Source organism: Franconibacter pulveris, assembly GCF_056780215.1.
In genome coordinates this window covers 4,119,181-4,131,729 of the sequence record NZ_CM165555.1, presented here as the reverse complement: position 1 = coordinate 4,131,729, position 12,549 = coordinate 4,119,181, and the positions used below count along the sequence as shown (strand labels likewise).

The 12,549-nt window shown below is 55.6% G+C and carries 16 protein-coding genes; 7 read left to right on the top strand and 9 right to left on the bottom strand.

The genetic code is table 11. The features are described 5' to 3' along the window. Window positions 1-11: 11 nt before the first annotated feature. The 7 genes from rpoN to ACU4F7_RS19470 all read right to left on the bottom strand — a co-directional run bounded on the left by rpoN (window position 12) and on the right by ACU4F7_RS19470 (window position 5,947). Window positions 12-1,445 carry an RNA polymerase factor sigma-54 gene (gene rpoN / locus ACU4F7_RS19500; RefSeq protein ID WP_048888013.1) on the bottom strand — a complete coding sequence of 478 codons (1,434 nt, stop codon included), beginning with the start codon at window positions 1,443-1,445 and terminating at the stop codon, window positions 12-14. A gap of 105 nt (window positions 1,446-1,550) precedes the next feature. After that, window positions 1,551-2,276, bottom strand: a complete 726-nt coding sequence (lptB, locus tag ACU4F7_RS19495; protein WP_024558817.1) for an LPS export ABC transporter ATP-binding protein — start codon at window positions 2,274-2,276, stop codon at window positions 1,551-1,553. A gap of 6 nt (window positions 2,277-2,282) precedes the next feature. Beyond that, the gene (gene lptA / locus ACU4F7_RS19490; protein ID WP_024558816.1) at window positions 2,283-2,837 is read right to left on the bottom strand and encodes a lipopolysaccharide ABC transporter substrate-binding protein LptA; all 555 of its coding nucleotides are present in this window, start codon (window positions 2,835-2,837) and stop codon (window positions 2,283-2,285) included. Then, entirely contained in the window at window positions 2,806-3,390 is a 585-nt protein-coding gene (gene lptC, locus ACU4F7_RS19485) for an LPS export ABC transporter periplasmic protein LptC (RefSeq protein WP_029590266.1), read from the bottom strand. The genes lptA and lptC overlap by 32 nt, the downstream gene beginning before the upstream one ends. After that, window positions 3,387-3,953, bottom strand: a complete 567-nt coding sequence (kdsC, locus tag ACU4F7_RS19480; RefSeq protein WP_029590268.1) for a 3-deoxy-manno-octulosonate-8-phosphatase KdsC — start codon at window positions 3,951-3,953, stop codon at window positions 3,387-3,389. Before kdsC ends, lptC begins: the two co-directional genes overlap by 4 nt. Before the next feature lie 15 nt (window positions 3,954-3,968). Next, window positions 3,969-4,955, bottom strand: a complete 987-nt coding sequence (gene kdsD, locus ACU4F7_RS19475) for an arabinose-5-phosphate isomerase KdsD (RefSeq protein ID WP_029590270.1) — start codon at window positions 4,953-4,955, stop codon at window positions 3,969-3,971. 14 nt (window positions 4,956-4,969) lie between these two features. Beyond that, window positions 4,970-5,947, bottom strand: coding sequence for a calcium/sodium antiporter (locus ACU4F7_RS19470; protein WP_481637592.1), 978 nt, complete (start codon window positions 5,945-5,947; stop codon window positions 4,970-4,972). A gap of 232 nt (window positions 5,948-6,179) precedes the next feature. Between ACU4F7_RS19470 and mlaF the strand changes: the two genes are divergently transcribed. The 7 genes from mlaF (at window position 6,180) to murA (ending at window position 10,986) form a co-directional block, all read left to right on the top strand. After that, on the top strand, window positions 6,180-6,995 hold the full coding sequence (mlaF, locus tag ACU4F7_RS19465) for a phospholipid ABC transporter ATP-binding protein MlaF (RefSeq protein WP_029590273.1): 816 nt from the start codon (window positions 6,180-6,182) through the stop codon (window positions 6,993-6,995). A gap of 7 nt (window positions 6,996-7,002) precedes the next feature. Next, window positions 7,003-7,785 carry a lipid asymmetry maintenance ABC transporter permease subunit MlaE gene (gene mlaE, locus ACU4F7_RS19460; RefSeq protein ID WP_024559275.1) on the top strand — a complete coding sequence of 261 codons (783 nt, stop codon included), beginning with the start codon at window positions 7,003-7,005 and terminating at the stop codon, window positions 7,783-7,785. 3 nt (window positions 7,786-7,788) lie between these two features. Next, window positions 7,789-8,340, top strand: a complete 552-nt coding sequence (gene mlaD / locus ACU4F7_RS19455; RefSeq protein ID WP_029590274.1) for an outer membrane lipid asymmetry maintenance protein MlaD — start codon at window positions 7,789-7,791, stop codon at window positions 8,338-8,340. A gap of 13 nt (window positions 8,341-8,353) precedes the next feature. Further along, entirely contained in the window at window positions 8,354-8,989 is a 636-nt protein-coding gene (mlaC, locus tag ACU4F7_RS19450) for a phospholipid-binding protein MlaC (protein WP_024559277.1), read from the top strand. Then, window positions 8,989-9,291, top strand: coding sequence for a lipid asymmetry maintenance protein MlaB (mlaB, locus tag ACU4F7_RS19445; protein ID WP_029590276.1), 303 nt, complete (start codon window positions 8,989-8,991; stop codon window positions 9,289-9,291). The genes mlaC and mlaB overlap by 1 nt, the downstream gene beginning before the upstream one ends. 126 nt (window positions 9,292-9,417) lie before the next feature. Next, entirely contained in the window at window positions 9,418-9,672 is a 255-nt protein-coding gene (gene ibaG / locus ACU4F7_RS19440) for a BolA family iron metabolism protein IbaG (protein WP_024559279.1), read from the top strand. Between the two features lie 54 nt (window positions 9,673-9,726). Further along, entirely contained in the window at window positions 9,727-10,986 is a 1,260-nt protein-coding gene (gene murA / locus ACU4F7_RS19435; protein WP_024559280.1) for a UDP-N-acetylglucosamine 1-carboxyvinyltransferase, read from the top strand. A gap of 47 nt (window positions 10,987-11,033) precedes the next feature. Here the strand turns inward: murA and sfsB are convergent, their stop codons facing one another. Further along, window positions 11,034-11,297 (bottom strand): DNA-binding transcriptional regulator SfsB, encoded by a 264-nt coding sequence (sfsB, locus tag ACU4F7_RS19430; RefSeq protein ID WP_028019966.1) that lies wholly within the window; start codon window positions 11,295-11,297, stop codon window positions 11,034-11,036. A gap of 220 nt (window positions 11,298-11,517) precedes the next feature. Further along, the gene (gene ispB, locus ACU4F7_RS19425) at window positions 11,518-12,489 is read right to left on the bottom strand and encodes an octaprenyl diphosphate synthase (protein WP_029590278.1); all 972 of its coding nucleotides are present in this window, start codon (window positions 12,487-12,489) and stop codon (window positions 11,518-11,520) included. Window positions 12,490-12,549: the final 60 nt, after the last annotated feature.

The window sequence follows — 12,549 nt, the reverse complement described above, 5'->3', positions numbered from 1 at the left end:
TATCGGTTGAGTCAAACCAGCTGCTTGCGCTGATTAGACGGCGGAATAGATAAAGACTCTCGATACTTCGCCACAGTACGGCGGGCCACCATGATGCCCTGATCGGACAGCATGGATGTCAGCTTACTGTCGCTCAGCGGCTTCGCGGGATTTTCCGCGGCTATTAATTTCTTCACCAGCGCGCGGATGGCGGTGGATGAGGCTTCGCCGCCGCCCTCCGTATTTACATGGCTGGAGAAGAAATACTTCAGTTCAAAAATGCCTCGCGGGCTGTGCAGATATTTTTGCGTTGTGACGCGGGAGATAGTTGATTCGTGCATCTCTACCGCCTGGGCGATGTCCGCCAACACCATCGGCTTCATGTACTCTTCGCCCTTGTCAAAAAAAGCCTGCTGTTGCTCGACGATACAGCGGCTTACGCGAAGCAGCGTATCGTTGCGGCTCTCCAGGCTTTTAATCAGCCATTTCGCTTCCTGCAAATTGCTGCGAATAAACTGGCTGTCGGACTCATTGCGCGCGGTAGTGCACATCGCGGCGTATTGTTGGTTAATTTTAAGACGCGGAATGCTGTCGGCATTAAGCTCTACCGTCCAGCGACCGTTATGCTTACGCACCAGCACATCCGGTATGACATATTCCGGCTCGCCGGTCTGAATCGACTGGCCGGGACGCGGGTCGAGCGACTGTATCAGCGCGACCGCCTCTTTCAGCACCTCTTCTTTCAGCCGGGTGACCCGCATCAGGCTGCGGAAGTCGTGGTTCGCCAGCAAATCAAGATGGTTGCTGATGATAAGACGAGCCTCTTCAATCCATGGCGTCTCTCTGGAAAACTGCGAAAGCTGCACCAGCAGACAGTCGCGCAGATCGCGCGCCGCCACGCCGACAGGGTCAAAGCGCTGCACCCGCTTTAATACCGCCTCCACTTCGTCGAGACTTATCTCCTCATCGCCCATGCTTTCCAGGATATCTTCCAGCGCGACGGTGAGATAACCGGTTTCATCGACGGCGTCGACAATCGACGTGGCGATGGCGCGGTCGGTATCGGAGAAGGGGGTCAGCTCAACCTGCCACATCAGGTAATCCTGCAGCGACTGGGTGGTTTCACCCTGATAAACAGGCAGCTCATCATCCTGATAATCCACGCCGTTGCCGGAGGGGGTGCCTGCCGTATAGATCTCGTCCCAGCTGGCGTCGAGCGGTAACTCTTCCGGCATCTCTTTTTGTTCGAGCGCTTCGGCGGTATCCAGCCCTTCGCTGCTTTGCGCTTCCTGAGTGGCTATCTCATCATGAAATTCGGTTTGCTCAAGCAGTGGGTTATTTTCCAGCGCTTGCTGAAGTTCTTGCTGCAGTTCCAGCGTCGACAACTGCAACAGGCGGATGGCCTGTTGCAACTGGGGCGTCATGGCAAGTTGTTGGCTAAGCCTAAGTTGCAAACCTTGCTTCATATTCAGAGCAAATTTCCTCAGGTGATAAGTATTAGTATACCTGTCCTGGCAGGGCGCGACGCCGGAATACGATGGCGCGGGCTCGCTGTCCGTTGCTCTACCCTATCAGAGTCTGAACTCTTCCCCAAGATAGACGCGCTTAACTTGCTCGTCTTGCAGGATCTCATCGGGCGTGCCGTGGGCGATAAGGTGCCCCTGGCTGACGATATAAGCGCGTTCACAAACGGCCAGCGTTTCACGGACGTTGTGGTCGGTGATGAGAACGCCCAGGCCGCTGTCGCGCAGGTGTTCAATGATGCGCTTGATGTCGATAACAGAAATAGGGTCTACCCCGGCGAAAGGTTCGTCGAGCAGGATGAATTTCGGGTTGGCGGCCAGCGCGCGGGCGATCTCCACACGGCGACGTTCACCGCCGGAAAGCGCCTGGCCGAGGCTGTTGCGCAGATGATCGATATGAAACTCTTCCATCAGCTCTTTCGCGCGATCTTCGCGCTGCTCGCTGCTGAGATCGTCGCGGATCTGCAGTACCGCCATCAGGTTGTCGTACACGCTCAGACGGCGAAAGATAGAGGCTTCCTGCGGCAGATAACCAATACCGCGGCGGGCGCGGGCGTGCAGCGGCAGCAGGCTGATATCCTCTTCATCAATTATGATATTGCCGGCATCGCGCGGCACAATGCCGACGACCATGTAGAACGTGGTGGTTTTACCGGCGCCGTTCGGGCCGAGCAGGCCGACGATTTCGCCCGATTTCACCGTCAGGCTGACATCTTCAACGACGCGTCGGCCTTTGTATGCTTTAGCGAGGTTTTTCGCGATTAATGTTGCCATAAGAAGTTAGTTGCTCTTTTTCTGCGCTGGCGCCTGGGAGTTGTTTTTATCCTGCAGCTGCGACGGCACCAGCACCGTGGTCACGCGCTTGCCCTTATCGCTGAAGGCCTGCATTTTCTGCTCTTTCACCAGATACGTGATTTTGTCGCCCTGGATATTGCTGTCGAGCTGCTCCAGATAGGCTTTGCCGGTCAGCACGACAAAATCGTTTTGCAGTTCGTAATGCATCTGCGAGGCGTGGCCTTTCACCGGCTTGCCGTTATCCTGCATCTGGTAGAAAGTGGCCGGATTGCCGTAGCCGTCGATAACTTCTTTGCCCTGCTCGCCGCCCGGACGGGTGACCACCACCTTATCGGCGTTGATCTTAATGGTGCCCTGGGTGACGACGACATTACCGGTGAAGGTGACGACGTTGCCCTGCATATCCAGCGACTGCTGATCGGACTCGATATGGATCGGCTGTTCAGTATCGCCTGTTACGGCAAACGCTGAGCAGCTGGCGGCCAGCAACACGCCGGAGAGGGCGAGATTAAGGCTGAGTTTGTTTGTTCTGAATTTCATACGAGGTTCTAACCTTTTCAATCAGCTCGGCGTTTTTATTGCGTAAGTTTCCGCGCATTTTCAGGCCGCTGGAGTTAAAGCTGGTGCCGTATAACGTGACGAGCTTGTCTGACGAGACATCCTGAGTTATCAGGTTGATTTGCGCTTCGTCCGTTGTAATTCGGCGCAACTGCGAATCCGCAGTCAGCGCGTTGACCTCAACGTGACCGTAAAGGTACAGCATCCTGTCATTAGTCAGTTTGGCTTTATCTGCCTTAACTGACCAGGTGGGCGTTTTGTCAGCGCTCTGGGTATCGAAGGTGGTCATCACTGGTTGTGTAAACCAGGAGACGCCGTCGGCGGAGTAGTACTCCACGTGTTGCGCCACAAGCCGGTAGTTCATCGCGCCTTCCGGGCTGTAAACCAGCGTGCTGGAATGTTCACTCTGGTAAGTTGGCTCGTTGTCACTTGTCGCCACTGGTCCGGTTTCCTCCTGGTCGGCGAGGTTAATGCCAATCAGCACCAACGCCGCCAGCGCCAGCAGGATAATCACCCAGCGTCTGGTTTTACTCATATCGATTGCCCTTTGGCCTCATCAAGCTTGCCCTGCGCCAGCAGAAGAAGATCGCAGACTTCCCGCACTGCGCCGCGTCCGCCATGAATGCGGGTAACATAATCGGCGCGCGGAATGAGCAACGGATGCGCGTCGGCCACCGCCACGCTCAGCCCGACCTCCGCCATGACCGGCCAGTCAATCAAATCATCGCCCACATAAGCCACATTGTCGGGTGCCAGCGCCAGTTTTTCCAGCAAGTTACGGTAAGCGATTAACTTATCGGATTGCCCCTGGTAGAGATGGGTTATGCCGAGCGTTTCGCAGCGGTCTTCCAGCAGTTTCGCTTTGCGGCCGGTAATAATCGCCACCTCAATGCCGGAGGTGAGCGCGCAGCGAATCCCGTAGCCATCTCGCACGTTGAACGCCTTGAGCTCTTCGCCGCTGTTGCCCATATAAATCAAGCCGTCGGACATGACGCCGTCGACATCAAGAATGAGCAGACGAATCTGCTCCGCCCGCGCCATAACCTGCGCGCTCACCGGCCCGTAACAGGTCTCGACCGCGCCATCTGCGTTACTCATCAATGCTTTCCTTTTTTAGACTACGCCCGCGCGCAGCAAATCATGCATATGTACCACACCGAGCAACTGGTCGCCATCGGCAACCAGGACAGAGGTTATATGGCGCGACTGCATCAGATTCAAGACTTCAACCGCCAGCGTCCCGGGCCTTACGCGAATGCCGCCGCGGGTCATAACATCAACGATATGCAATTTGTGCAGATCAACGCCCATATCAAAGACACGACGTAGATCGCCATCCGTAAAAATGCCTTCGATTTTCAGCAGATCGTCGCAAATAACCGTCATGCCGAGGTTTTTGCGGGTGATTTCCAGCAGCGCGTCGCGAAGCGTCGCCTCTTTGCTGACGCGGGGGATCTCATCGCCGGTGTGCATGATATCGTTCACGCGCAGCAGCAGCTTGCGGCCCAGCGCGCCGCCTGGGTGAGAAAGCGCAAAATCTTCAGCGGTAAACCCGCGCGCTTTCAAAAGCGCCACCGCCAGCGCGTCGCCCATGACAAGCGTTGCGGTTGTGCTGGAGGTGGGCGCCAGACCAAGCGGACAGGCCTCTTTCGGCACTTTCACGCAAAGATGAATATCCGCCGCGCGCGCCATGGCGCTTTCGGGGCGGCTGGTGATACAGATGAGCGGCACCTGCAAACGCTTTAGCACGGGGATAAGCGCGAGGATTTCATTAGATTCGCCGGAATTAGAGATAGCGATAACGATATCCTGCGCCGTAACCATGCCCAGATCGCCATGGCTCGCCTCGCCTGGATGAACAAAAAAAGCAGGCGTGCCGGTGCTGGCGAAAGTCGCCGCCATTTTTTTCCCGATATGGCCTGATTTGCCCATGCCCATGACGACCACCTTGCCCTGGCAGTAGAACATGCTTTCACAAGCCTTACTGAAATCTGTATTAATGTACTGGTCGAGCTGCGCCAGGCCTTCACGTTCAATTTCCAGCACATCTCTGCCGGCCTGCTGAAAGTCAAAGCCCGGCGGCAAATCTATCTGCGACATAATCTGTTTCCGATTCATCCTGTAAGACGGGGCGAGAGCCAGAAGAGCATCGCCATCCATACGACAAAGCCGCACAGCAATCCGACGCCGGCGCGTTTACCAATATGACGAGCGCGCCGCCAGCAGAGCAGGGCGAAGATAACGCTGACCAGCAACGTCACGCCATAATCCCGGGTAAACAGCAGCGGGTTGATTTCACCCGGCGCGAGCAATGCAGTCAGACCTGGCACAATAGCAATATTATAAATATTCGAACCTATGATATTGCCGATAGCTATGTCATCCTCGCCTTTGCGGGCGCCGGCGATGGCGGTTGCAAGCTCCGGCAGGCTGGTGCCTATGGCAATAAAAGTCAGGCCGACAGTCAGCTCGCTGATGCCGAAGCTATTCGCCAGCACGGTGGCGTTATCAATCACTATCTGCGTGGCCATTGGCATAATGATAAGCGCAACGCCGAGCCATAAAAAGGCAACCGGCCGACTGCCTTCGCGCGGCAATTCCGCCTGCTGTTCGCGAGTGAGGCTATCATTACCCTTACGCTCCGCTATTCGAGCGACTTTAACGATGAGCCAGATATAGGCCGCCGCCATGCACAGCAATACTGAACCATCAAGGCGCGAGAGCGCGCCATCATAAAAGAAAACGCCTGCCAGCGCGCTGACCAGCAGCATGATCGGCAGTTCACGGCGCAGCACGCCTGAGTGAACATAAAAAGGGTGCAGCAACGCCGCCAGGCCGAGAATCAATAAAATGTTCGTGATATTTGAGCCGAGCGCCGTACCCAGTGCCAGGTCCGCCTGGCCATGCAGCGCGGCGGCGGTGGCGACCAGAATCTCCGGCAGAGAGGTGCCGATGCCTACTACCGTCATGCCGATGATCAGCGGGGGAACGCCCAGACTGCGGCAGAGCAGGGAGGCGGCAAATACCAGGCGGTCAGCGCTGTAGACGACCAAAAGTAAACCGATAATTAACAGCGCCGTAGCTAAAAGCATGCAAAGTCCTTTATTCAGGTATAATCGCCGGTCCACTTCGCCTGAAGCCCTGGCTGCGCACGGATCTTATAAGGAAAGTGCAAAATCCTAATTCTGACTTTATGCGCCCAAAAAGTAAAACAAATGCCAGCTTTCGCTAACTCTGGCGGGTAATTATCTGTAAAAATGTTTCGTTTGTGGCGATTAAATACGCCGCGTTGAATCATAACTCACTCCGGCTAAGGATAAATTGATGAGCCAGACCGAGATGAACCTGGTCGACATTCGCGGTGTCAGCTTCACACGCGGTAATCGGTGCATCTTTGATAATATTTCTCTCAACGTGCCGCGGGGAAAAATCACGGCCATTATGGGGCCGTCAGGGATCGGAAAAACCACGCTGCTGCGGCTAATCGGCGGACAAATCCAGCCCGATCGCGGAGAGATCCTCTTCGATGGCGAAAATATTCCCGCCATGTCACGCTCGCGGCTTTATACCGTGCGTAAGCGCATGAGCATGTTGTTTCAGTCCGGCGCTTTATTTACCGACCTGAACGTTTTTGAAAACGTGGCCTGGCCGCTGCGTGAACATACCCATTTGCCTGAGGCGCTACTGCACAGCACGGTAATGATGAAGCTTGAAGCGGTTGGGCTTCGCGGCGCCGCGAAGTTAATGCCTTCGGAGCTTTCCGGCGGCATGGCGCGCCGGGCGGCGCTGGCGCGGGCGATCGCGCTGGAACCAGACTTAATTATGTTTGACGAACCTTTCGTCGGTCAGGACCCCATTACAATGGGCGTGCTGGTGAAGCTTATCTCAGAGCTAAACAGCGCACTTGGCGTCACCTGCATCGTGGTTTCTCATGATGTGCCGGAAGTGTTGAGCATCGCGGATTACGCCTATATCGTGGCGGATAAACGCATCGTTGCCCACGGCAGCGCCCAGGCGTTGCAGGAAAACCAGGAGCCGCGGGTGCGGCAGTTCCTCGACGGAATAGCCGACGGACCAGTGCCTTTTCGCTTCCCGGCCGGGGACTATCAGCAAGATTTATTATCAGGAAAAGGGAGTTAATCCACAGATGCTGTTAAATGCGCTGGCGTCGTTGGGACGTCGCGGGTTGGAAGTGAGCGCCTCCTTTGGCCGCGCCGGATTAATGCTGTTTAATGCGGTGGTCGGCAAGCCGCAGTTTCGCAAGCAAGCGCCGCTACTGATGCGCCAGATCTATAACGTCGGCGTACTGTCGATGCTTATCATCATCGTTTCCGGTCTTTTTATCGGTATGGTGCTGGGCCTGCAGGGCTATCTGGTGTTAACCACTTACAGCGCGGAAACTAGCCTTGGCATGATGGTGGCCTTGTCGCTGCTGCGTGAACTGGGACCCGTGGTGTCGGCGCTGCTTTTTGCCGGGCGCGCAGGTTCGGCCCTGACGGCGGAAATCGGCCTGATGAAAGCCACCGAGCAACTCTCCAGCATGGAGATGATGGCAGTTGACCCGCTGCGCCGCGTCATTGCGCCGCGCTTCTGGGCGGGTATTATCACGCTGCCGCTGCTGACCATTATTTTCGTCTCGGTCGGCGTCTGGGGTGGGGCGCTGGTCGGCGTGAGCTGGAAAGGCATCGACGCGGGCTTTTTCTGGTCCGCCATGCAGGACGCCGTCGACTGGCGCCTCGATTTAGTAAACTGTTTGATTAAGAGTGTGGTGTTTGCCGTGACGGTAACGTGGATTGCGTTATTTAACGGCTATGATGCGATTCCGACATCCGCAGGGATCAGCCGGGCAACTACACGTACCGTTGTGCACGCATCGCTGGCCGTTCTGGGCCTGGATTTCGTGCTCACTGCATTGATGTTTGGGAATTAATTCATGCAAACGAAGAAATTTGAAATTTGGGTCGGCGCTTTTATGCTGGTGGCGCTGCTGGCGGCGCTCTTTTTGTTTCTTAAAGTCGCGAATGTCACCTCCATGCGCACAGAACCGACCTATCAGCTCTATGCCACTTTCGATAATATCGGCGGCCTGAAGGTGAGCTCGCCGGTGCGTATTGGCGGCGTGGTGATCGGCCGCGTGGCTGATATTTCGCTCGATCCGAAAACCTATCTGCCGCGCGTAACCATGGATATAGAACAGCGTTACGATCATATTCCCGATACCAGTTCGCTCTCTATCCGCACGTCCGGTTTGCTGGGCGAGCAATATCTGGCGCTGAACGTCGGGTTTGAAGACCCTGAACTGGGCACTTCCATTCTTAAGGAAGGGGGAACCATTCAGGACACCAAGTCCGCCATGGTGCTTGAGGATTTGATTGGCCAGTTCCTCTACAAGAGCAACAGCGGCGACAATCAGAATAACGACAGTGCGCAAACGCCGACTGCCAACCATACTGATTCGACGCCGCAACCTGAAACGACGAAATAACTCAGGAGAAAAAATGACTTTATTTAAACGCTTTTTAATGGTCGCGATGTTGGTTATTGCGCCGCTTGCTAACGCCGCCGATCAGACCAACCCGTATACCCTGATGAATGAGGCGGCAAAGAAAACCTTTGACCGTCTGAAAAATGAGCAACCGAAAATTCGTCAAAACCCTAACTATCTGCGTGACGTCGTTGATCAGGAGCTGCTGCCTTATGTACAGGTGAAATACGCCGGCGCGCTGGTGCTCGGCCGCTATTACAAAGAAGCGACTCCCGCGCAGCGTGAAGCCTATTTCGCCGCTTTCCGCGAGTATCTGAAGCAGGCTTATGGTCAGGCGCTGGCGATGTATCACGGTCAGACTTACCAGATTGCGCCAGAGCAGCCGCTCGGCAATGCCGATATCCTGCCGATCCGCGTCACTATCATCGACCCAAATGGCCGCCCGCCGGTACGCCTGGACTTTCAGTGGCGTAAGAACAGCCAGACCGGCAACTGGCAGGCTTATGACATGATCGCGGAAGGGGTGAGCATGATCACCACCAAACAGAACGAGTGGAGCGACATTCTGCGTCAGAAAGGGGTTGAAGGTCTGACCGCGCAGCTGCAATCGATCTCTCGTCAACCGATTACGCTGGATCAGAAACAGTAATGGCGCAGCAGTTTAGCTGGCAGCGCAGCGGCGATATCCTGCGTTTGCAGGGGGTGCTTGAGGAAGAGACGCTGGCGCCGCTGTGGGAAGCACGCCATGAAGCCACGTCTGGCTTGCGGGTCATTGAGCTAAACGGGCTGGAAAGGGTGGATACCGCCGGGCTGGCGCTGCTTATTCAGCTGGTGGCGCTGGTGAAGAAGCAAGGCGTAGCGCTGAGAATGGAAGGCGGAAGCGAAAACCTGATGACGCTGGCGAAGCTCTATAACCTGCCGGAAAATTTGATGCCTTTACCGGCAAGCTAATATTTTCAGTATGTTACTAAAAAAGCCCCGCAGTCTATAGCTTGCGGGGCTTTTTGCTTATTTAAGCGCGCGTCACTTTGCTCTAAGATGTTGGGCTGTTTTCACTAAACGACGAATCAAGATCCCATGGAAAATCATGAAATCCAGTCAGTGCTGATGAATGCACTGCCCCTCCAGGAAGTCCACGTCTCCGGCGATGGCAGCCATTTTCAGGTAATTGCGGTGGGTGACCTGTTCGCCGACATGAGTCGCGTTAAGAAACAGCAAACTGTCTATGGCCCACTGATGGCGTATATCGCCGATAACCGCATTCATGCGGTATCCATCAAAGCCTATACCCCACAGGAGTGGGAGCGCGACCGCAAACTTAACGGTTTTTGAGCTGTGGGCCGGCGGCCGACAGCGACTATGAATAACTAACAGAGAATACTTTTGATGGATAAATTTCGTGTGCAGGGGCCTTGCCGCCTGAACGGCGAAGTCACGATCTCCGGGGCGAAGAACGCCGCGCTGCCGATCCTCTTCGCTGCGCTGTTGGCCGAAGAGCCGGTTGAGATCCAGAACGTACCGAAGCTGAAAGATATCGATACCACCATGAAGCTGCTCAGCCAGCTGGGTACGAAGGTTGAACGCAACGGTTCCGTCTGGATCGACGCAAGCCAGGTCAATATCTTCTGTGCGCCGTATGAGCTGGTGAAAACCATGCGCGCCTCTATCTGGGCGTTGGGTCCTCTGGTGGCGCGCTTCGGCCAGGGGCAGGTTTCTCTGCCGGGCGGTTGCGCTATCGGCGCCCGCCCGGTGGATCTGCACATTACCGGTCTTGAGCAACTGGGCGCGGAGATCAAACTGGAAGAAGGCTATGTGAAAGCATCCGTCCAGGGCCGCCTGAAAGGCGCGCATATTGTGATGGATAAAGTAAGCGTAGGCGCGACCGTTACTATCATGAGCGCAGCTACGCTTGCGCAAGGCACTACGGTTATTGAAAACGCCGCGCGCGAGCCGGAGATTGTCGACACAGCGAATTTTCTCAACACGCTGGGCGCGAAAATTACCGGCATGGGCACCGATCGCATCACTATCGAAGGCGTTGAGCGTCTGGGCGGCGGCGTGTATCGCGTCCTGCCGGACCGTATTGAAACCGGCACCTTCCTGGTGGCGGCAGCCATTTCCGGCGGCAAGGTGATGTGCCGCAACACCCAGCCGGATACGCTGGACGCGGTACTGGCGAAGCTTCGCGAAGCGGGCGCGGACATCGAAATCGGCGAAGACTGGATTAGCCTTGATATGCACGGTAAACGCCCGAAAGCGGTTAATGTGCGCACTGCGCCGCATCCGGCTTTCCCGACCGATATGCAAGCGCAGTTCACCCTGTTGAACCTGGTGGCGGAAGGGACAGGCGTTATCACCGAAACTATTTTCGAAAACCGCTTTATGCACCTGCCGGAGCTGATCCGTATGGGCGCTCACGCAGAGATTGAAAGCAATACCGCTATCTGTCATGGCGTAGAGAAACTCTCCGGCGCGCAGGTAATGGCGACCGATCTGCGTGCTTCTGCAAGCCTGGTGCTGGCGGGGTGCATTGCGGAAGGCACAACCATTGTCGATCGCATTTACCATATCGATCGTGGTTACGAGCGTATCGAAGACAAACTGCGTGCGCTGGGCGCCAATATTGAGCGCGTAAAAGGCGAATAAACGCGCATGAAATGAAAAATAAAAAACCGGGGCATGCCCCGGTTTTTTTAACGTTCCCGAATCAAAAGCCCGCGATTAATAAACGCATGCGTCTTTGGATCGAAGTAGCGTGACGGCCAGATAACCCAGGGGTCGGTATCCAGCGCCATGGCGATAAGGTATTCGCCTTTTGGCCAGGGGCGGCTTAACGCATTGGCCAGGGTTGAAGAGCTCAGTCCGGCTTTGCGCGATTCCGCTGCCAGCGAAGTGCCCTTTTTACGTAAGCCGGCAATGATGTCGGCAGGATGCCAGTCCACAAGTTTACGTTCCATTTATCCTCCCTGTAAGCGCCTGTAACATCCGGTTGGCTGAAATAGCGCAACATCTGAAATGTACACTTATCGGGCAAAATTTTCTAAATGGTTCTTTTAAGACGACGTAAGAATCGGAAATTTACCAAAAACTGGCGCTGCCCAGGCCTGAGCCCAGACAGACGGGGAAAGGAAAAGCTGACGTTAAGAAATATTCCGCGCCTGCTGGCGCGGAAAGGGATCAATAATCGCGCTGTACGGCAGTATGAGCCAGCGCAATCAGCGCTTCACGATAAGGGGAGTCCGGCAGGATCGCCAGTGCGGAAATCGCTTTATCCGCCTCTTCTTCAGCGCGCTGGCGCGTCCACTCCAGCGATCCGCACGCCGCCATTGCCGCCAGCACGGGCTCCAGAAGATGACGCCCGTTGCCTTGCTCGATAGCTTCCCGGATCATTTTCGCCTGCTCCGGGGATCCGTTGCGCATCGCGTGCAACAACGGCAGCGTAGGTTTGCCTTCGTTAAGATCGTCGCCCACGTTTTTGCCCAGACGTTCGCCGTCGGCGCTGTAATCCAGAAGATCGTCGATCAACTGGAAAGCGGTGCCGAGATAGCGGCCATAATCCTGAAGCGCCTGCACCTGCGCGTTATCGGCGTTCGCCAGCAGCGCGGCGCATTGCGCGGCGGCTTCAAAAAGGCGGGCCGTTTTGCTGTAAATAACGCGCATGTAGCTTTCTTCGGTGATATCGGGATCGTTGACGTTCATCAGCTGCAGGACTTCGCCTTCAGCGATAACGTTCACGGCTTCCGACATCACTTCGAGCACAGGAAGCGAGCCCAGGCTTGTCATCATTTGAAATGCGCGGGTGTAGATAAAATCGCCTACCAGAACGCTTGCGGCATTGCCGAACGCGGCGTTGGCCGTCGCTTTGCCGCGGCGCATGTCGGATTCGTCCACCACGTCGTCATGTAGCAGGGTAGCGGTATGGATAAACTCAATCAGCGCGGCGAGCGTAACGTGCGCGTTACCCTCGTAACCCAGCGTGCGCGCAGCAAGTACGGCTATCATCGGACGGATGCGCTTACCGCCGCCGCTGACGATGTAATAGCCCAACTGGCTGATAAGTTGCACGTCGGAATTGAGCTGTTCAAGGATAGTCGCGTTGACACCCGCCATATCTTGCGCGGTTAACTCATTAATTTTTTCTAAATTCATCGCAAAAGTCTGGCTATCGTCCTGTTTACCACAAGGCTGTAATGGGAGAACGTAAGGATA

What these genes read in the sequence shown, in the direction of transcription:
- ispB (WP_029590278.1), bottom strand. Translation starts at nt 12,489, where the DNA reads ATGAATTTAGAAAAAATTAATGAGTTAACCGCGCAAGATATGGCGGGT.
- sfsB (WP_028019966.1), bottom strand. Translation starts at nt 11,297, where the DNA reads ATGGAACGTAAACTTGTGGACTGGCATCCTGCCGACATCATTGCCGGC.
- mlaD (WP_029590274.1), top strand. Translation starts at nt 7,789, where the DNA reads ATGCAAACGAAGAAATTTGAAATTTGGGTCGGCGCTTTTATGCTGGTG.
- lptC (WP_029590266.1), bottom strand. Translation starts at nt 3,390, where the DNA reads ATGAGTAAAACCAGACGCTGGGTGATTATCCTGCTGGCGCTGGCGGCG.
- murA (WP_024559280.1), top strand. Translation starts at nt 9,727, where the DNA reads ATGGATAAATTTCGTGTGCAGGGGCCTTGCCGCCTGAACGGCGAAGTC.
- kdsC (WP_029590268.1), bottom strand. Translation starts at nt 3,953, where the DNA reads ATGAGTAACGCAGATGGCGCGGTCGAGACCTGTTACGGGCCGGTGAGC.
- mlaB (WP_029590276.1), top strand. Translation starts at nt 8,989, where the DNA reads ATGGCGCAGCAGTTTAGCTGGCAGCGCAGCGGCGATATCCTGCGTTTG.
- kdsD (WP_029590270.1), bottom strand. Translation starts at nt 4,955, where the DNA reads ATGTCGCAGATAGATTTGCCGCCGGGCTTTGACTTTCAGCAGGCCGGC.
- mlaC (WP_024559277.1), top strand. Translation starts at nt 8,354, where the DNA reads ATGACTTTATTTAAACGCTTTTTAATGGTCGCGATGTTGGTTATTGCG.
- mlaF (WP_029590273.1), top strand. Translation starts at nt 6,180, where the DNA reads ATGAGCCAGACCGAGATGAACCTGGTCGACATTCGCGGTGTCAGCTTC.
- ibaG (WP_024559279.1), top strand. Translation starts at nt 9,418, where the DNA reads ATGGAAAATCATGAAATCCAGTCAGTGCTGATGAATGCACTGCCCCTC.
- lptB (WP_024558817.1), bottom strand. Translation starts at nt 2,276, where the DNA reads ATGGCAACATTAATCGCGAAAAACCTCGCTAAAGCATACAAAGGCCGA.
- lptA (WP_024558816.1), bottom strand. Translation starts at nt 2,837, where the DNA reads ATGAAATTCAGAACAAACAAACTCAGCCTTAATCTCGCCCTCTCCGGC.
- mlaE (WP_024559275.1), top strand. Translation starts at nt 7,003, where the DNA reads ATGCTGTTAAATGCGCTGGCGTCGTTGGGACGTCGCGGGTTGGAAGTG.
- rpoN (WP_048888013.1), bottom strand. Translation starts at nt 1,445, where the DNA reads ATGAAGCAAGGTTTGCAACTTAGGCTTAGCCAACAACTTGCCATGACG.
- ACU4F7_RS19470 (WP_481637592.1), bottom strand. Translation starts at nt 5,947, where the DNA reads ATGCTTTTAGCTACGGCGCTGTTAATTATCGGTTTACTTTTGGTCGTC.